Annotated in this window: 12 protein-coding genes; 6 read left to right on the forward strand and 6 right to left on the reverse strand. The window is 46.0% G+C overall.

Annotated features, from left to right (window positions below):
- Window positions 1-83 precede the first annotated feature (83 nt).
- From ABR189_RS19100 to ABR189_RS19110, 3 genes are read left to right on the forward strand one after another with little or no spacing between them, the layout of a single operon-like run.
- Window positions 84-3,446 (forward strand): TonB-dependent receptor, encoded by a 3,363-nt coding sequence (locus ABR189_RS19100; RefSeq protein WP_354662067.1) that lies wholly within the window; start codon window positions 84-86, stop codon window positions 3,444-3,446.
- Between the two features lie 40 nt (window positions 3,447-3,486).
- On the forward strand, window positions 3,487-4,848 hold the full coding sequence (locus ABR189_RS19105; RefSeq protein ID WP_354662068.1) for a RagB/SusD family nutrient uptake outer membrane protein: 1,362 nt from the start codon (window positions 3,487-3,489) through the stop codon (window positions 4,846-4,848).
- A gap of 31 nt (window positions 4,849-4,879) precedes the next feature.
- Window positions 4,880-6,787 carry a redoxin family protein gene (locus tag ABR189_RS19110; RefSeq protein WP_354662069.1) on the forward strand — a complete coding sequence of 636 codons (1,908 nt, stop codon included), beginning with the start codon at window positions 4,880-4,882 and terminating at the stop codon, window positions 6,785-6,787.
- Between the two features lie 113 nt (window positions 6,788-6,900).
- On the opposite strand, the gene ABR189_RS19115 is transcribed toward ABR189_RS19110, so the two are convergent.
- Complete coding sequence (locus ABR189_RS19115) at window positions 6,901-8,949, reverse strand: fasciclin domain-containing protein (RefSeq protein ID WP_354662070.1); 2,049 nt, start codon at window positions 8,947-8,949, stop codon at window positions 6,901-6,903.
- Between the two features lie 255 nt (window positions 8,950-9,204).
- Between ABR189_RS19115 and ABR189_RS19120 the strand changes: the two genes are divergently transcribed.
- The 3 genes from ABR189_RS19120 (at window position 9,205) to ABR189_RS19130 (ending at window position 11,109) form a co-directional block, all read left to right on the forward strand.
- The gene (locus ABR189_RS19120) at window positions 9,205-10,395 is read left to right on the forward strand and encodes a DUF5009 domain-containing protein (protein WP_354662071.1); all 1,191 of its coding nucleotides are present in this window, start codon (window positions 9,205-9,207) and stop codon (window positions 10,393-10,395) included.
- A 169-nt stretch (window positions 10,396-10,564) separates the two neighbouring features.
- Complete coding sequence (locus ABR189_RS19125) at window positions 10,565-10,807, forward strand: hypothetical protein (RefSeq protein WP_354662072.1); 243 nt, start codon at window positions 10,565-10,567, stop codon at window positions 10,805-10,807.
- A gap of 38 nt (window positions 10,808-10,845) precedes the next feature.
- The gene (locus ABR189_RS19130) at window positions 10,846-11,109 is read left to right on the forward strand and encodes a hypothetical protein (RefSeq protein WP_354662073.1); all 264 of its coding nucleotides are present in this window, start codon (window positions 10,846-10,848) and stop codon (window positions 11,107-11,109) included.
- 46 nt (window positions 11,110-11,155) lie between these two features.
- On the opposite strand, the gene ABR189_RS19135 is transcribed toward ABR189_RS19130, so the two are convergent.
- The 5 genes from ABR189_RS19135 to ABR189_RS19155 form a co-directional block, all read right to left on the reverse strand.
- Complete coding sequence (locus ABR189_RS19135; protein WP_354662074.1) at window positions 11,156-13,087, reverse strand: monovalent cation:proton antiporter-2 (CPA2) family protein; 1,932 nt, start codon at window positions 13,085-13,087, stop codon at window positions 11,156-11,158.
- Window position 13,088: 1 nt separating this feature from the next.
- On the reverse strand, window positions 13,089-13,694 hold the full coding sequence (gene kefF / locus ABR189_RS19140; protein ID WP_354662075.1) for a glutathione-regulated potassium-efflux system oxidoreductase KefF: 606 nt from the start codon (window positions 13,692-13,694) through the stop codon (window positions 13,089-13,091).
- Window positions 13,695-13,723: 29 nt separating this feature from the next.
- The gene (locus tag ABR189_RS19145) at window positions 13,724-15,577 is read right to left on the reverse strand and encodes a chloride channel protein (RefSeq protein ID WP_354662076.1); all 1,854 of its coding nucleotides are present in this window, start codon (window positions 15,575-15,577) and stop codon (window positions 13,724-13,726) included.
- Window positions 15,578-15,622: 45 nt separating this feature from the next.
- Window positions 15,623-16,531 (reverse strand): transglutaminase domain-containing protein, encoded by a 909-nt coding sequence (locus tag ABR189_RS19150; protein WP_354662077.1) that lies wholly within the window; start codon window positions 16,529-16,531, stop codon window positions 15,623-15,625.
- Window positions 16,532-16,594: 63 nt separating this feature from the next.
- A complete protein-coding gene (locus ABR189_RS19155; RefSeq protein ID WP_354662078.1) occupies window positions 16,595-19,162 on the reverse strand; it encodes an NACHT domain-containing protein in 2,568 nt (855 codons plus the stop codon).
- Window positions 19,163-19,445: the final 283 nt, after the last annotated feature.

Genomic DNA, 19,445 nt, shown 5'->3' on the forward strand with positions numbered 1-19,445 from the left:
AGGAATACCCCTCCAACCTGCAAGTAAAGAGGGGTATAAATTTTAAACAATTATCGGCTAACTATTTAAAACTATTGCAAGTTATGCAAAAAAATGCTGCTGTCTACCGACGGGAGAATGGATCTTTTTTCCCCTATCCGATTAACATTAATGTATCTTTTATTATGAAGATGAGTGCGTGCTTCATGGTGATCATTGCAATGTCTGCCCAGCTACTATGGGCCGAACATGGTAATGCACAGGGAATTGCAGAGAAGAAAATTACACTGGAACTAAAGGATGCTACCCTCCGGGAAGCCCTGAAAAACGTGGAAACACTCTCCGGTTTCCGGATGACCTACCCTACCGAACAGGTGGTGAAATTCAGGAATATCTCCCTGAAAAAAGGTACCCGTTCCGTAAGTTCTACACTCGACATGCTGCTGGAAGCTACCGGCCTTGACTATAAACAGGTAAGCAACAGTGTGATCCTGTTCAAAAAGGAACATACAGACACGCCCGATCATACACAGCTAACCAGACCGGCATCACCATCGCAGGTGGCAGCCGGCACCATCACCGGCAAGGTTACGGATGAAAGCGGCGCCGGACTACCCGGCGTTACGGTAGCGATAAAAGGTACTACCAACGGTACCGTTACCGATGGAGATGGTATTTATCAACTGCGCAATGTAACGCCCGATGCTATACTGGTCTTCAGCATCATTGGCTTTGATACCCAGGAAGTGCCGCTGTCTGGCCGTACCGCTGTTTCCATCATACTTCAGGAATCAGCTCCCAGCAAGCTGAACGAGATCGTGGTGATCGGTTATGGTACTACTACCCGCCGCACCAGCACCGGCTCTGTTTCGAGGGTGAGCAGCAAAAGCATCAGTGAACAACCGGTGACTGATCCGGTAGGTGCTTTGCAAGGCAGGATATCAGGCCTGTTTATCGCCTCCTCCAGCGGTTTGCCAGGGTCCAATTTTAAAGTGCAGTTAAGAGGAATCAACTCCATCGGTGCTGGTACAGATCCTTTATACATTGTAGACGGAGTACCCGTGGCCAGCGAACCATTAAACCAGTTTCCGGGTGCCAACGGCAACCAAAGCCCGCTGGCAAGTATCAATCCTAATGATATAGAAAGTGTAGATGTACTGAAAGATGCGGATGCTACCGCCATCTACGGCTCCCGTGGTGCCAATGGAGTAGTGCTGATCACTACCAAAAAAGGCAAAGGAGGGAAAACAAAAATTGACGTGAACGTATACAGTGGTGCGGGCAAAGTGACCAATACCATTGATATGATGAATACAGCACAATACCGCCAGATGCGTAAACATGCTTTTGCAGCAGATGAAGTGGTACCTACTCCTGAAACCGCGCCGGACCTGTTCCTCTGGGATAGTACCCGTACAATCGACTGGCAGAAAGCGTTTATCGGAAATACCGCTAAGATGACGGATGCGCAATTATCTGTTTCCGGTGGTAATGAAACCACCCGCTTCCTGTTAAGCGGTTCTTATCACAAAGAAACGACCGTATTGCCAGGCAGCCTGGGTCTTAGTAGAGGGGCTTTACACTTTAACCTGGACCATAGCTCAAAAGATGGCAGATTCAATATTACTTTCTCCGGTAATTATACCTCTACCAAAGATAAGTCCATGCCGATAGATATGACGCAGTACTTTAATACGCCGCCTAATTATCCGGCCTACGACTCTACCGGCAAATTCTATTATGTAGGACAAAGCGACTTCAGCCCTTACAGTTATCTGCTAAAGAAATCCACCGCACAAACTAATAACCTGGTAGGCAACTCCGTATTGAGGTATACCATCCTGCCGGGATTAAACGTGAAAGCCAGCCTGGGGTACAATACCATGGATATGGAACAGGTACAGACCAATCCTGAATCCTCTTTTAATCCACTGAGTGGAACACCCGGTATCAGCTACTATGGCAATACCCACGTACAGGGCTATATTGTTGAACCACAGATAGATTATACCCGCAAACTGGCAGATGGTATCCTGCAAGTGCTGGCAGGGGCTTCCTGGCAGCAAACCATCAGCAAAGGCAGCTTTATTGAAGGACGGGGATTTGATTCCGATGAAATGATGGAAGATATCAAATCGGCCGAAAGCGTAAACGTAAGAAGAAGCCTCTATAATCAATACAACTACCAGGCGGTATTTGGAAGGATCAATTATAACTGGCGGGAAAAATATATTGTCAACGCTACTTTCCGCCGCGATGGTTCTTCCCGCTTTGGTCCGCAAAACCGCTTCGGCAACTTCGGTGCAGTAGGTGCTGCCTGGATCTTTTCCAATGAACCTTTTGTTAAGTCAGCTACTACCTTCCTGACACTCGGGAAACTTCGTGCAAGCTACGGCGTTACTGGTAATGACCAGATCGGCGACTATCAATATCTGCCTACCTGGGGTACGCCTAATTTCCCGTATGATGGTTCTACCGGCCTTACCCCTTCCCGCCTGTATAATCCCGGATACGGATGGGAACGTAACAAAAAAATGGAAGCAGGCGTAGACCTCGGATTCCTGGATGAACGCATTTTACTTACTACCAATTACTACCGCAACCGGTCTGATAATTTGCTGGTCGACTTCCAGCTGTCGTCCCAAACAGGTTTCCCCAGTATCCTGGCCAACCTGCCCGCACTGGTAGAAAATACAGGATGGGAGTTTGAACTGAATACAACTAATGTCAAAAATCAAAACTTTACCTGGAACACCGCTTTCAATATCACGTTCTCTAAAAATAAACTGCTGGAATATCCGGAGCTGGAATCTTCTCCCTATGCCAAGATGTACGACATAGGACGCTCGCTCAGTATCGTGAAAGGATTCCATTTCCTGGGTGTAGATCCTAAAACAGGTATTGCACAGTTTGAAGATGTGAACCAGGATGATTACATCAGTGAAGAAGATGATATGGTGACCATCGGTCAAACCATGCCCGACTTCTACGGTGGCTTTCATAATAATTTTACCTACAAGAACTGGTCCCTGGCAGTAATGTTCCAGTTTGTAAAGCAGGAAGGATTTAAAGTAGGCTATGGTTACCAGGGCCTCACATTGGGCGAAAGAGCGAATGCTCCGGCCGATCTGCTGGGCTACTGGCGCCAGCCGGATGATATCACGGATATTCCCCGCCCTTCTACCAAAGGAGATGCGTATGATGCTTACAGAAGCAACTACCGCCTGTCTGATGCACAATGGGGAGATGCTTCCTATATCCGCCTGAAAAATGTATCGCTGAGCTATAATTTGTCCGGGCTGACCAAAAAATGGAAAATAGATTATTGCCGCATTTATCTGATGGGACAAAATCTGCTGACATTCACAAAGTATAAAGGAATGGATCCTGAAACCCAGAACAGGTATACCCCTTACAACATGCCTCCGCTGAGAGTAATCACCGCAGGTATACAGATTACCTTATAAGGGAATGAATCGGATCACTAACCAGTACAAATTATTTGAAATGAAAAGTATCTATGTTATTATAATCGGCTTGTGTGTTTGTGTGGCTACTTCCTGCAATAAGTATGTAGACATTGCACCTCCCAAAAATGAACTGCCCAGCGAAAAAGTATTTGCAAGTGATAAAACATCTACCGCGGCAGTAGTGGCGATGTACAGTAATATGATGGCATTGAACTATCAGTTTGCGGGCATGCTGGTAAGCTTTATCGGCGCCATGTCGGCAGATGAGTTCTATTATTTCTCCTCCTTCCCTGCTTTCGATGAATTCAGGAATAATGCCATATTGCCAAGCGGCCGCTTTGCCACTTCTTTATGGGATGAACCATACTCTTTTATCTACCACGCTAATGCATGTATAGAAGGATTACAGGCCAGTACCACACTGACAGAAAAAGTGAAGAACCAGTTGTTGGGAGAGGCTAAGTTTGTGCGTGCTTTCTGCAATTTCTACCTGGTAAATATGTATGGAAAAGTGCCGCTGATCACCGGTACAGACTATAAGGTAAATGGCGTATTGCCACGTACACCGGTAGCAGATGTATATAAGGCGATTACAGACGACCTGGTAGATGCGGTGAAACTGATGCAGGAGGATTACCCCAGCGCTGAACGTATCCGCCCTAATAAGGCTGCTGCCAATGCTTTGCTGGCCCGTGCTTACCTGTATACCGAAAAATGGGACCTGGCAGAACAAACCGCTTCCAAAGTAATAGATGATAGTAAATATCATCTGCTGAAAGACCTGAACAAAGTGTTCCTGAAGAATAGTGAAGAAACCATCTGGCAGTTGCAGGTAGTATCTCCCGGCCGTAATACCTGGGAAGGAAACCTGCTGGTAGCAGCGCCTACACCTTTATACCGGCTTACTCCTGAGCTAAGAGGTGCATTTGAACCCGGCGACCTGCGTTATACTTCCTGGGTAGGCGTAGCCGTGGGGACCACCACGACCAATTATTACCCGTTTAAGTATAAGGTAAGAGTAGGGGCAGATGTAACGGAATATTCTATGGTGCTGCGCTTTGCAGAACAATTCCTGATCCGCGCAGAAGCCCGTGCACAACAGAACAAGCTGGACGATGCACGTGCCGACCTGGATACGATCCGCCACCGCGCACTCCTGCCATCTTTACCCACCAATATCAATAAAGCAGCGCTGCTGCTGGCAGTAGAGCAGGAAAGAAGGGTAGAATTGTTCAGCGAATGGGGCCACCGCTGGTTTGACCTCAAACGTACCAAACGCGCAGATGCAGTGCTGGGACCCGTAAAACAAGGATGGAAATCTACGGCGGTATTATTCCCCGTACCTGCTACCGCATTGCTCACCAATACCAACCTGGATCAGAACGAAGGCTATAAATAGCCGGTAAGGTATTGCCTCTTAAAACAGCAACATGAAAAAATTATTGTTAAGTATACTGTTTTTACTGGCTGTAACAGTGGCATGGGCACAACAGGTGGTAACGATTCAACCACAGTTTCCGGAACGGGGACAACAGGTGACGATCACCTACCATCCTGATGCGCCGGGGGCAAAGATCCCGGCAGATGTACCTGCCGTAAAACTGGTGTTCAGCCATTCCAATCTTTATGAGCTGCCATATGTAATAAATATGGAAAAGCATGGTAAGAACTGGGTTACCACTTTTACCCTGGCCAGATATGCCATGTTCGCATCCTTTACTTTTCAAAGCGGGGATATTATAGATCAGCCGGCAGCCAAACAACATTACGAACTGGTCATCTATAAAAATAAAGTGCCGGTAAAGAATACCTATCTGTATAAGGGATACAGCCTGGGTGCCCAACTGGGAAAGTCAGATTCCCTGCTGATAAAACAACAGGAGATGTTTGCCAAAGAACTGGCGCTATACCCGGATAATTACGAAGCCAGGGTACGCTGGCTCAGCAGCAAAATAAGCCTGGCAAAAGGCAAGGATAAAGACAAGTTCCGCGCACAGGCGCAGGAAGTCATTGCCCGTAAGTTCAGGGAAAACCCCACAGAGATGGGCAACCTGAACCTGGTAACAATGGGGTATCTCATTATCGGAGAAAACAGCCGCCTGGACTCTATCCGTAAGGTAGTAGTGGCCACCTATCCCCATTCCGGCCTGGCCAAAGAACTGCTCACAGATCAGCTGGCCAAAGTGAATGATGAGGAAAAGAAAGTGGCACTGCTGGAAAAAGAACTGCAACAGGAAAACGGGGAAAACAGCAAAGCCTATACGGGAATGCATCAACTGTTGTTTGAACACTACGTAGTGGCCAAAAACAAAGATAAAGCCCTGTACCATGCCAGGAAAATGGCGGCTGAGAAAACACCGTATACTCCCGGCACCTGGGAAGATATTGCTACCCAGCTGGCAGATAATAACCTCGCTTTGGATAGTGCGCTGGAATATGCTAACCGCGCCTTGCAGGTGGCAGATAGCTTTCCGGTGGGGGTGGTTCGCTTCTTTCCGGAGTATGGCTATATCCCAGGCTATGTAACGGATAGTGCACGACAGGCTGCACTACGAAAAACAAAAGGTAATCTTTTATCACTCATCGCTACCATCTGCCAGAAGCAGGGGAAACAACAGGAGGGAGTACGTACCATGGAGGAAGCCCTCAGCATCTCCGAAGATAAAACCACCCTCCAGAGAGCAGGACAGTTTTATGCGGCTATCGGCGCACCTGAAAAAGCCTATCAGGCCTATTGGAAAATACTGCTGGAAGAACCTGCCGACACTGCGGCTTTACAGGCCCTGAAGCAAAATTATATTGCCTGGAAAGGGGCTGCTGCCGGTTTTGAGGAACAACAAGCTGCTATCCGGCAGGTATGGAAGGAAAAAATGACGCCAGTGCTGAATAAGTCCCGTATCAATAAAAAAGCACCTTCCCTGGCAGCCATCGTGGATATGGATGGTAAACCATTACCGGCTGGAATGCTGGACAACAAAATTATTGTGATCGATTTCTGGGCTACCTGGTGCGTTCCCTGCATGGAAGAAATGCCTTATCTCCAACGGGTATACGATCAATACAAAAATAATCCGGATGTTGTATTCATGGTGATTAACAGCGGTGCCCGGAATACATTGGAAAATGCACAGCAATGGAGTGGCAGGAAAAAGTACACCTTCCCGGTGTATTACAATACGGATAAAGAAGTGGGCGAAAAGTTCGGCTTTAATATCATCCCCGCTACTTATGTAATAGATGCGCGTAACAACCTGCAGTTTAAGTCCATCGGCTTTGAAGGCCCTAATATTGAGGCGCGGCTGGGATTACAGATTGAATTGCTGTTAAAAGAGAAATAAAAAACAAGTTCATAATCTGCCAACTATTAACTATCCGAAAACACAAAGGGTGTTCCTGATCATAGGAACACCCTTTGCCTGTTATGAAGGTAAGGATAACGTATAGCGTTATACTAGTAACCTGGATTTTGCATCATGGTCGGATTCTGATCAATTACGATCTGCGGAATGGGTAATAATTTGTTTTGCATACGGAAACCGGAAGGGCCTAACACCGGTTCCAGCATATTCCAGCGGCTTAACGCAGCCAAACGTATGCCCTCTGTTTTCATGCTGTTTTTCCAGTCAGTCATCAGTGTTTGCCGGAATTGCTGGTCGTCAATAGCGGGTGACAGGGTAGCCAGCGTGTCGCGATTATGCAGCATGTTCACGATATTCACCGCTTCCATTTTCCTGCCCTGGGAATTCATCGCTTCGGCAGCTGTCAGCATTACTTCTGTATAACGGACTTCCGGTACAAAAGTACCTTTGGTAAAGGTGGTCTTCAAAGGTGTAAAGTTGATAGCGTCCGCACTGCTGAAAATGATTTCACGATTAGCCGGTTTGCTGAAGATCACATTGGGAGCCTCCAGCATATACTTGCCGGCATTGATCACGCTGGTGCTGTATTCAATAGCTTGCAGTGGCTGCTGGGTTTGCAGGTATAACCGGGCCAGCAATGCTTTACAGGCATTGGAAGAAAACCGGGAATTACTGGCAGGTTGAGCAGGCAACAGGCTGCTGCCATCTTCCAGCAATTTTCTGGCATAGGCATAGCTGGCGGTAAGATCCTTGCGTACCTGGTTGGCCGCCAGTTTCAGATCGTCATGAAAAGGTACTTCCCCGAAATAAGTGATCAGCTGAAGATATATATAACCTTTCATCGCACTGGCCTCTCCTTTGGCTATATTCTTCTGATCAGCGTTCATGGAGGTACCATCTGTTTGCAACAGAATACGGTTCAGCTGGCTGATCAGTTGGAAACCGCTTATCCATAACGTAGCAATGTTGTTATTGGTAGGATTGATCGTGTAAGTATTAAAGTTACACCAGTCGGGCAGCTTGGAACAATCTGCATCATCTGTATAGATGGCATCAATCGCTGTTTGCATTTCATGCCACGGTGATAGTTGTGCATAACAGGCGGCGAGGGCTGCATTTACCTGTGCTTCATTCGCAAACGGACGCACCTGGCTATTGTTGGCAGTACCAATCAGGATACGCTTGGATACACTCACCCCGGATACCAGCGTAACATCATGTGCAGGCAATAATACCCGGTCATTGGCATTAATGACACCATCGCCATTGACGTCGGATAACCGGAAATTACCAGGCGCAGCACTGGCATCAGATGGGCCTCCTGCTACTTCTTCCTGTGTCTGATAGAGAGAATCACTGATGAAACCTAAGTAAGTGCCATTCTGTTGTTTCGCGGCTCCCAGCAGGTTATTCAGTTCGTCATAGGTTGCAACAATATAGTAGTTGCCGCCGGTAACATTGGAAAACACGGCTTTACCGGCATTATCCGTTTCGGCGGTATAAGCAGGCGCAGCATTGTTCTGAAAATCCAGGTGGGTCTTGTATAGCTTTACCTGTGCACCGGCCTGAGGAGCACCGGCAGGTAAGGCAGTGGTCCATTTAATAGTATTGTATACTTCTACTGTCAGTGTACTGGGTTTGGTAGAAGGATTCAGCAAGCGGGCAATGGTATGGATCACAAATTTGGTATCCGCACTATCCGAATGCAGGATCTCCACCCCATTCACCCATATCTTACCTTCTTTGATCATGAAGGTGAGGGTTTGTCCGCTGAGCGTAGTCAGTTGCTGCCCATCTTTCAGCTGGGAAAGTTTGATGAATCCCTTTACCAGGTGCTTGCGGATCACGCTGTCCGGTATAGCCGGTGCAGCATCTGATTGCCTGGCATTGGGGTCGTAGTTTGCAAATGCACTGTTAGGTGCTGCAAAAACAGTTACCTCGTCCAGGTTGTCCTTAGAGAGGTCCATTGCCGACAGTGCATTGGCAAAAGCGGAAAGGCTGTCTGTTTTTTTCAGGGAAGTAACCGCTGCTGTTACAGAGGCGGGGTTTTCTGCTTTGGGATTAGTGTTATCCTTAGCATCTTTCTTGCACGCAGGCAAAGCTGCCAGCGCAAGGAGGCCGTAGAAGAGTAGCTTTTTCATAGTGTATATAAGATGAATTAATATACAAAGCTAACACCTTGTAAGGCTTATTGTATCAAACATAAGTGTTACGCGCGAAATGCAGATAATAAGATAGACTATACCGTTAGTCACCACTACCCATGTTGAAAAAAGGTAAGAGAATGCCAGCTGTTGGAGAAGATGCCGGTTATAAAAAATAGAAATTATCTAACCGGGAAGTTTTTATATTACTTTTTTGTACTGTACTGTTACCTTCCTTAAACCTGGTAAACCATGATTAATAAGCTCACCACCCAACGGGTGCTATCCATTGATGCCTTCAGAGGTATTACTATCCTGGTAATGATATTTGTAAATGAAGTAGCCGGTGTAGCAGGAATTCCCTCCTGGATGAAACATGTGGGCGTGGCAGAAGATGCGATGACTTTTGTAGATGTAGTATTTCCCGCATTCTTGTTTATAGTGGGTATGTCTATCCCCTTTGCCGTGAATAACCGGCTCTCAAAAGGAGATAGTTTTATGCAGCTGGCAGGGCATATCTTATGGCGTACGATTGGACTGCTGGTGTTAGGCTTGTTTATGGTGAATTCAGAAGATGATTATAACGAAGCCGCTATGGGAATGTCTATTCATGTATGGACACTCTTGTTTTATGCTTGCGCTATACTGGTGTGGAATGTGTATACTTTTCAGCAAAAGAAAATCAGCCTGGCATTAAAAGGAATAGGGATCGCTGGTTTGATTATACTGGCCTTTATTTACAGAGGCGGTAAAGACGGCACACATCATATGGAAATCGGCTGGTGGGGTATCCTTGGATTAATCGGCTGGGCCTATCTCTATGCCAGTATTATCTACCTGTTACTGAAGGGGAATATCATCGGGATAGCCATCATGATAGCGGTTTGTGTATTAGTATACATCATCTGCAAACTACCGGCTATACACGATTCCGGCTGGGATTGGATCTCTCCACGAAGAGGGCATATAGCACATACTTCTATTGTACTGTGCGGGATAGTATTATCACTTATTTTTTTCAACCAGGAAAAAGATACACCGGTCAGACATCGATTCATATGGGCAGGTATTTTAGCCGCGGTACTTTTTATTGTAGCTACTATACTTCGTCCCTGGTATGAGATCTCCAAGATCCGTGCTACACCAAGTTGGTGTTTATACAGTGCAGGCATTTGCTGTGTTATTTTTGCACTGCTATACTGGCTGATAGATTTAAAGCAACAGAACAGCTGGACAGCCTTTGTCCGGCCTGCAGCTGCCAACCCACTCCTGATGTATATTTTGCCTTCCATTATTTATGCGCTGATGGGGCTGTTGCACCTTAGCTGGCCGGAGGCATTTGGCAGCGGAATACCTGGTATTATCTGGTGTATGGTATATGCGGTAGTCCTGATATATGTAGTGAGGGGATTAAATAAACTGAAGATCAGGTTGCAGCTATAAAATAATAGGGGAGATAACACATTGTTGTTCATCTCCCTGCAACTAAATGAGGAGAAAAATCTACAAAACAATCATCCGTGTCTGGGCGTTTATCGTATATCATACACTGGCATTTCATTTGCCGGAGTATGTAATAGGACAGATTTTTTTATCCCATAATATAACCCAGATGAAAAAAATTGCACTCGCACTCGCTTTTTTAGGCGCTTTAATGGCTATCCTGGCACAATATGCTATTGATAATGACTGGATCTGGTACGGTGTATTTCACACATTAGGGTTTATTGGTTATATCTTTATCATCAGTGCAGTAGCTTACTTTTCTTTATTGCTGATTCACCAGATGTCCCGCAATGAGAAGATGAGAATAAGGCGCTTTTACCACCGGAATCAAAGTAATCCGGAAGTATAAACAACAATACTGTTTTACCATTAAAATCAGCTGCGTACATGGATAATTTCCTGTTGAAATTGGTGCATAAAGGGAAACCTCATATACTGGAAATCCGTACGTGGTATCAGCAGTACAAAGCTGTTTATAAAGTAGTGGTGGAAGGCCAGGAAATTACCTTTGAACAGGATGAAGAAGGCAATTTGCGTGCATTGGGGGCCGCCCCGGTATATGGCACCACACCACATACAATTGATACCGGGTTATTACAACAGATCGCTGCCGGTATTGAAGCACATGAGGCCGGTAAAGAAGATGCATAGGCATCCCCGCGGCGATCGCGATAACAACTACTGCGATAGACACCCGCTATACAATAGGCCCGGTATTACCATCTGTTAGTTTTGCGACATCTTCATCAGTCTGGCTGTTTCTTACCTCCTCCCGTAATGATTCAGGATCCCATGCCTGTCCTTCATCCAGCCAGGTACTTACCTTATCGGAAGTAATGAGTTTTTCCAGGTCATTAATCCGGTCTTTCATCGTATTGATGTATTGCTTTTTATCATCCCGCATAGCGGATAATTCTTTGAGGATCTTTTCATTATGCCGGGCAAAAGTACGCGCGGCACGCTGGGTGCGATAAGCCCGGAAGCCCAGCATATGCAGGGCATCACTCCCCATACGCAGTGAGGTATCCAGTGTTTCCCGGTATATATGCAATACACCCAGCTCCATCAGGTTGAAAGTATCAGGTACATCCTCTGCTTTTACCAGCATTTGCAGATTGGGGAAATACTTGCGGACCATCTTCACTACTTCCAGGGTTTGTTCTACCGTATCCATGGCTACAATCAGTATTTTGGCATCGGCGGCGCCTGCAGCTACCAGCATATCATACCGGGAGGCGTCTCCATAATAAACCTTAATACCCAGATCATGGAGTGCATCCACCCGGTCGGAATCCAGGTCCAGGATGGTAGCACGTACTCCATTGGCCCTTAAAAAACGACCTACTACATTGCCAAACCTGCCAAAGCCTGCTACGATGATCGGATTCTTGCCATGGATATCATCCGCATCACGGGTATTGCCGGTGGACGCTAATGTAAAACGTGGCAGCAACAGCCTTTCATAGAATAAGATCACCAGCGGGGTAAGCGCCATACTGATGGCTACTACAGCGGTCATCATATTGGTCATCTCCGCAGTCAGGATATTGTTTTGCCGGGAAAAGGAAAGCAGCACAAAACCAAACTCCCCTACCTCCGACAATCCAAAAGCAAACAATAAGCTTTGTTCTGTACTGAGCTTAAATGTTTTGCCCAGGCCCCACAATACAATCCCCTTGATCATCATCAGGGCTGCTACCATGCCCAGCATCAGCAAGGGATTTGACAACACCAGGTGAAAATCAATGGAAGCCCCTACTGCCATAAAGAACAACCCTAACAGCAGCCCTTTGAAAGGTTCTATATCGCTCTCCAGTTCATGCCGGTATTCACTATTGGCCAGTACTACCCCACCAAGAAATGCGCCCAGCGCAGGACTCAATCCTACCAGTGACATCAGCACTGCAACGGAAATCACCAGCAGCAATGCCGATGCTGTAAATAACTCTCTTACCCTGGTTCGTGCGATGACCCGCATGAGTGGCCGCACCAGGTAACGGCCCCCTATCACAATAATTGCTACTGCGCCCAGCACTACCAGGGTATGCACCCAGCCGGGCAGGTTTTCTGTAAAGGGGTGTGTGGCTTCGCTGTCGGTGGTTAATACGTTGGCACCCAGTAATGGAAATACAGCCAGCATCGGGATGACGGCAATGTCCTGGAACAGCAATACCGCAAAGGAACTCTGTCCGCCTGCTGATCCCATCCATCCCTTTTCATTGAGGGTTTGTAATACAATGGCAGTGGAAGAAACAGAGAAGATCATACCTAATGCCAGGGATACATTCAGTGGCTGGCCCAGCAACAACGCCACGCCGGTTATCACACCGATGGTTACCGTTACCTGCAAACCACCTAGCCCCAATATAGAAGCCCGCAGTTTCCATAAAAGGGCAGGCTCCAGTTCCAATCCTATCAGGAACAGCATCATCACCACACCGAATTCTGCAAAGTGCATAATGTCCTGTCCTTCATGACCTATAAATCCCAATAAGGAAGGGCCTATAATAATGCCTGCCAATAGATAACCGAGAACAGCTCCCAGCCCTAGTTTCTTCGCCACCGGCACGGCTACAATGGCAGCTGCCAGGTATACCATTGCCTGAAATAAAAGCGCGTGTTGGTCCATATCAGGAAGTTTGAACGGGATGAGAGAGGAGTTGCTGCAAATCTTTCAGTTGCCGGAGCTGTTGTGTGGTATAACTACCATCTCGCAATAATTCCAGCACTTGCCGGTAAGCAGTCACATACTGGCGGATACCATATTCATCCAGCAGATGTGCGCCATGTATTACAAATGGCGGGAGGTATTCCATGTTACATAGTGCGGCAGTTTGTGAAAAGGGAATGAGAAACTGTTGCATGGTGTAATGGTGATGCCCTTCAGGCTGGTATGCACTCTCCTGCCCTCCGGCAGAGATGATGCTGCCAAAATATTTACCCTGTAATGCTTTACCTGTTTTGCCATACGCCCATCCATGCTCCAGTACCAGGTCCTCCCATTGTTTTACCAAGGCAGGCGCACTGTACCAGTAAAATGGATGTTGCAGGAAAATGATATCATGCTGCAGCAGGAGTGCCTGCTCCCGTTGTACATCAATATCAAAATCCGGATAAGCTTCATAGAGGTCCTGTAAGGTGATCCCCGGAATCTTTTTGACTTCCTGCAGCAGTTGTGCATGCAGGCGCGATTTTTCCAGTGCGGGGTGCGCGAAAAGAATCAGAATTTTAGGCATAATAGCACCTTTAATATGATAATATAGCTTTATTCTTCAGAATACTCCTGCAGCAGCATACGGTATTTGTTCAATATGCTTGATTTGGAGAGGAAGCCTTCCAGGTGGCCATTCTCATTCACTACCGGCAGATTCCATACCTGCGTTTCATCAAATTTCTTAATCACATCAGCGATATTTTCTCCAGGATACACCACTGCAGGAGGCGCTTTTTTAAGCTCCTTTAAAGTGATAGTATCATAAAGATCGGGGCTGAACATGATGGGACGAATATCATCCAGTGTGATAATACCCTCCAGGATACCCTGTGACTGAACCACCGCAATAATATTCCTTTTCCCGTCCTTGATCAACTCTATCAGCTGGCGGAGGGTGGCATTCATATCAATCAGTTGTACATCTCTTTCTATGAGTTCTTCCAGCCGCATAATGGACAGGATGTTTTTGTCGTGCTCACGGGTAAAGATTTTCCCATCGTCTGCCAGCTGTTTCAGGTCCGGCGAAATAGGCGCAAACCATTTCGCCATTAAAAAAGAAATCGTGGATACGATCATGAGCGGAATAAACAGGTCGTATCCGGAGCTGGACTCTGCAATCAGGAAGATAGCAGTAAGCGGTGCATATAATACCCCGCTCATCACTCCGGCCATCCCTACAATTACCAGGTTGGTAACAGGAACCTCTGCGATACCAAGTTGTGCACACATCATCGCAAAGAAATAACCCAGGAATCCGCCGGCAAACAGCGAAGGCGCAAAGTTCCCGCCATTACCCCCGCTTTGAATAGTGATTGCGGTAGCAAATGCTTTCAGCAGGCAGATACATCCGGTAAAGAGCAGGATGATCCAGCTTTGTACCGGCAGGTACCGGAAAAAGCTGTTTTGAATAATCGCATCTGCATTGCCGGTAGCCAGGGATTTTACGCTGGTATACCCTTCTCCGAATAAAGGAGGCATAGCTACGCAGAGCACCGATACCAGCAGGCCGCCTAACATCGCCCTTCGTAAAGTGCTCCATTTGAGGCGGTGGAAGAAATGTTCTATCCGCTGTGAAATCACTACAAAATAACGGGCATACAGGCCACAGAGTAATGCTAATCCAAGGTAGAAAAGCAGATTGCGGTAGTTAAAAGGTACGCGCGACTCAAAATGAAAAAGTACGTCTTCCTGTAAAATGATTTTGGAGATAAGGCTCCCGCATACTGCCGCTACGATCAGCGGCAGGAAATCAGAGAATACAACACCCGTCAGCAGAATTTCAAAGGCGAACATCATACCCGCAATAGGGGCATTAAAAGCAGACGCAATTCCCGCGGTGGCGCCTGCTGCTAGCAACAAGGTCCGTTCTTTATAACCAAGGTGATAAGTACGTGCATAATTGGAGCCCAGGGCAGCACCCGTTACTGCGATTGGGCTTTCCAGCCCTGCAGAGCCTCCCAACCCTACCGTAACAGCACTCTGTAGTATCTGGGAATACATTTTTACAGATGGGATGAGGCTGGAGTTTTGCGCGATCTCGTATAGAATGGCGGGAATCCCTTTACGCGACTGCCCTTTGAAAAACCAGATCACTATAAGCGTGGTGAGCACAATGCCCAGGAAAGGGAATACCAGGTAAAATACTACCTGGGTGCTGAAGTGTACTTTGTGCGTGATGAAGTAGTGGATATAGTGAACCAGCATTTTAAGTACTACCCCGGCTAATCCGGCTGCGCAGCCTACCAGGATACCAGAAAACAGGAGAAACTGATTTCTGTTTAATTTGCTGTGCAGCCAGTGAATAATAATTTCATAGCTTTTGGCCTTGCGTAAACTGTAGCGTTCAAAATCCCTTTTAAACCGGAAAAAAGAGTGGTATTTTCTGATGCGGTTAAATGCACTCATCTACATAGATTATGTTATTACTCCTGCAAATGTAGCCCTCACAACTCATAACTCAATAAGGGCATATACCTGGTCGTTCATATAAGGGCCGCCCGGATGACGTGCCGTGTAGTCAAGGTTAATCCAATATTCTCCTTTCATTTCATGATAATACAGCTGCTTTACCGGAGGTTTGGGAAACAAGGTAATAATGGCCTGTTTCATGATCTCGAAATCTTCTTTTGAACCGCAATAGAGTTCTGGGTAAGCATGTCCCTTGATAAGTACAATACGGGTGCGGGCCCCTATGGATTGCAGGCAGGAGGTCATCAGCAGGGAATGATCATCACAGTCGCCACCCAATCCATTTCTGATAGTTTCCATTGGTGTAGCAAAATATTCATCCCGCTGTGAGTCCAGCACATATTTGAAATTCGTGTTGATATAGCGGAATAGTGACAGGAAGCGCACTATCTTACCGTATTTAGGAAAATACTCATCAAAGTCTGCCAGCGAATGCTGTACGGAGAAATTGCGTACTACGGAATCCTGGAAGTTGATTTTTTCCCGGATCCCCCGGACAGTTTTGTCACGGTAACTTTCTACCCGGCGGGGGTAAAAGCTGAGGATATCCAGTTGCTTATTGTCTTTTGCACCCCAGTTGCCCTGTACCATGCTGGTATAATCATTCAAAACATTCCGGAAAGTATAATTATCAGTGAAGTGGTTATACACCAATACGCCACAAACAAGCAGGAAGGCAGGAACGATCAGTGGCCTGAAAACCCAGAACAGCAACCGGGTCATTAAAAACGCGATCAGAATGGATACAAACAGATCCAGGTGCCATCCAGCTATTACAAGGGTAGGAATATACCGGTTAATAAACGGTGCTACCGGAATCAGGGTCAGGAGGCTTAACAGGTTAAGCAGAAAATGCTGAAAAGGAGTGTATTTACTTTCATCAATGGCCATTATGCTATGCAATAACGCAAAATTATGCCAGAATAACGGAAAAGCCTACGGCCATTTAGAGAGCTATAAAGCAAAATTAGGTACTGCCTGCTTGAAGGAAGTACTTTTCCGGATCAGCTCAATTTGTTGCAGGGTATCATGCTTCTGTTTCTCCATGTGCAGCTGCTGGTAGATCTTATTCAGCAAGCCGAAATTCATCAGTGCCAGTAGTTTGAAATCAAGTTTTTGTGCTACTTCTACTGCTGTTTCTGCGGTACGGATAGCCTTATTGAATTCTTTCTCATTATAATATACACGGGCATAAATCATTTTCTGCAATGATTCCAGGTATTTTCCACTGAAATAATCTGAGGCATACCGTTTCAGGATCTGTTCCGCATGCTTGCAGATTCTTTCTGCTGCCTGGGTATTACCCAGCCCAAGGTGTGCCTGCGCCTGCCAGCAAAGCAGCATTAACCGGAAAGGGTCTGTTTTCTGGTGTGGCAGGGAAGGGTGACTTTCAAACAGGCTGGTGGTAAATTCAAGCAACTGGGCATGGTCATTCAACAGGATAAATGCTACTCCCATATTGCGGTATACAATTTCCTGGGATACGGAGATAGCTTCCCTGCTGGACTTGTTATGATAAAGCTTGTAAGAATAGAGCTTTTCTTTAATAGCTTCGTTAACGATGCCAAATTTCAGGAATTCGTACACAAAGAGAGAAATCTCATATGGTGTTATCCAGAGGTCCTCATCAAAGTTTTCAGCAGTATAAATCTTTTTAATATTATTCAGCTCCAGTTCACATTGCTCTGCGTCCAGCTGGAGCAGGGCAACGGTAAACAGGATGCTTCTGATCTTGAGTTTGTCTTCCGGAGCCTCTGCCAGGGTAAGCAGGGCGTTTAATACCTTGCGTTTTCTGAAATGTATAAAGTCGTCAGTAATCAGGTGATTAAGCGGGTGCTTTTTAAAGTAGCCCGCCGGAAAAATAGACTTCAATTCCATCTGGCTGGTAGCTTCATGATGGTAGTGCAGTACAAGGTACTCCAGCATGTGCGACTTCTCAATATTGGAAAGCGGCAGGTAAAACATGCGTTGAATACCATCTGTTTGTGCATGGTTGATCGCATATCTTAATAACCAGATAAACACTCCTACCCGGTAAGGGGATTGAGGGAGGTGTTCCAGTACCTTTTGCAGCATGCTTTCTGATATGGCCTGGTCGCTCTGTTGTATAAAGTGCATTGCCGTGAAATATTCCAGCAGGAAATTATGGGCAAACCGCACTTTTACATGGAACATAATTTCCTGGCTCAGGTTTTCCTCTACCAGTATATTATCAGCGATCAGCTCCTTATAGGCGGGGAAAAGGTCCGCATTTTGATTCAGCAGCAGGTTTTTATCAATATATTGTCCTCCCCTGCCCAGGTCCAGCAGACAGAGTAGCTTCTCAATGATCTTGATCTTGAAGGAGTTACTCTGCGAATTGAATACCCTGTTCTGGATGAACTTGGATACAATTTCAAACAGGCTGAGGTGTTCATCCACAAAAGTCTGCTCCGGCCCGGTATTAAGCTGGCAAAATAGCTGCAGGTAATAGGGGTGCCGCAGTTTATGGAGAAAGTTTTCGGAAAACAACCGGACAGTACCCGGATCAAACTGGTGATTATAAAGAATGGCCTTCACTTCCTGTTCGGTGAGCGGAGGCAGGTTAATATTGGTTTCCTCGTCCATTTCAGGGCCTACATACCAGTAGCGCCGGAAGGCAGGATATTGCTGGGAGTGCTGGAATATCTCGCTCCAGGTATTGCTGCGGATGGACAGAATGACTTTTACCCAGGGGTAAAGGTCATTGGAATAGACAAAGTCTTCCAGTTTGGTATACAGGAGGCGCAGTTTATCCCCGGCCACCGCGATTTCATCAAAACCGTCAATTATTAATATTAACCGGCCGCCTTTTTTATCAAAGTGGCTGGCAAAGTATTCCCGGAAATTTTCCCCGTTGCCCAGATTTAACTGGTTATCCAGCCAGGAAGAAAGGGAAAATCCCTTTAACAGGAGGCTGCCGGCCGCATGGGCATGTATAAACCAGCAGATATCCTGTTTGTACCTGGCCTCCTTCCCAAACCAAAAATGCTCAGCCAGGTGCACCAGCGCCACTGATTTACCCCATCCGGCAGGAGCAATGAGCGCAGTGGCTGCATAGTCGCTTTCCAGGAACCGTTCTATATGCGCAGTACAATATTGGCGGTGTACGGTATGGCCAAAAGAAATGCCGGAGCGGTTCTTTAGTGTAAGTATGGTATAATGGGAAACAGCATCTGCTTTTGTTTTCAGATCAGACCATTTGCTGTTATCTACGGACGGGGCGCCATTCAGCTCCTTATAATGATGTAATTGGAAGTCCTCCCAATCTTTATACTCGCAGTATTGAGACAAGGTATTGAGTGTGTATCGGGAGAAGCTATGTTGGGCCACAGCAAATCCGAATACCCGCTTGAGCGTGGTTTCGCTTACCAGTTTAGTGGTAGCCTCCAGGATGGAAAGCGAGAGATGTTTACAATCTCCTGGTAACATGACTTCAACACCAAACCTGCGTAAAACCTCCTTTTGCAGTGTTATGATAAAGTCATAGGATAGATCTATCATAGGGGACAGAAATGGATTAGGTACAGCAATAAGTACGAGTTAATGAGCTATTTAGATTTTTTTGATCTAAAATCTCTAAAATAAGCAATTGTTATTTAAAATATTATCATATGTTGATAATGTGAATAATATATTTATTGATAATCAATTAATTGTATAAAATATGAATAATTAACGGGATTATTACAAGTTATTATAACCTTTCTTATAGGGAAGTAAAAGAATATGATATTTTAATAAATGAATAAAATGAACAAGATATCACTATTTGAACGAATTGGCA

Origin of the sequence: Chitinophaga sp. H8 (genome assembly GCF_040567655.1) — a bacterium.
GTDB classification, from domain to species: Bacteria; Bacteroidota; Bacteroidia; order Chitinophagales; family Chitinophagaceae; genus Chitinophaga; species Chitinophaga defluvii.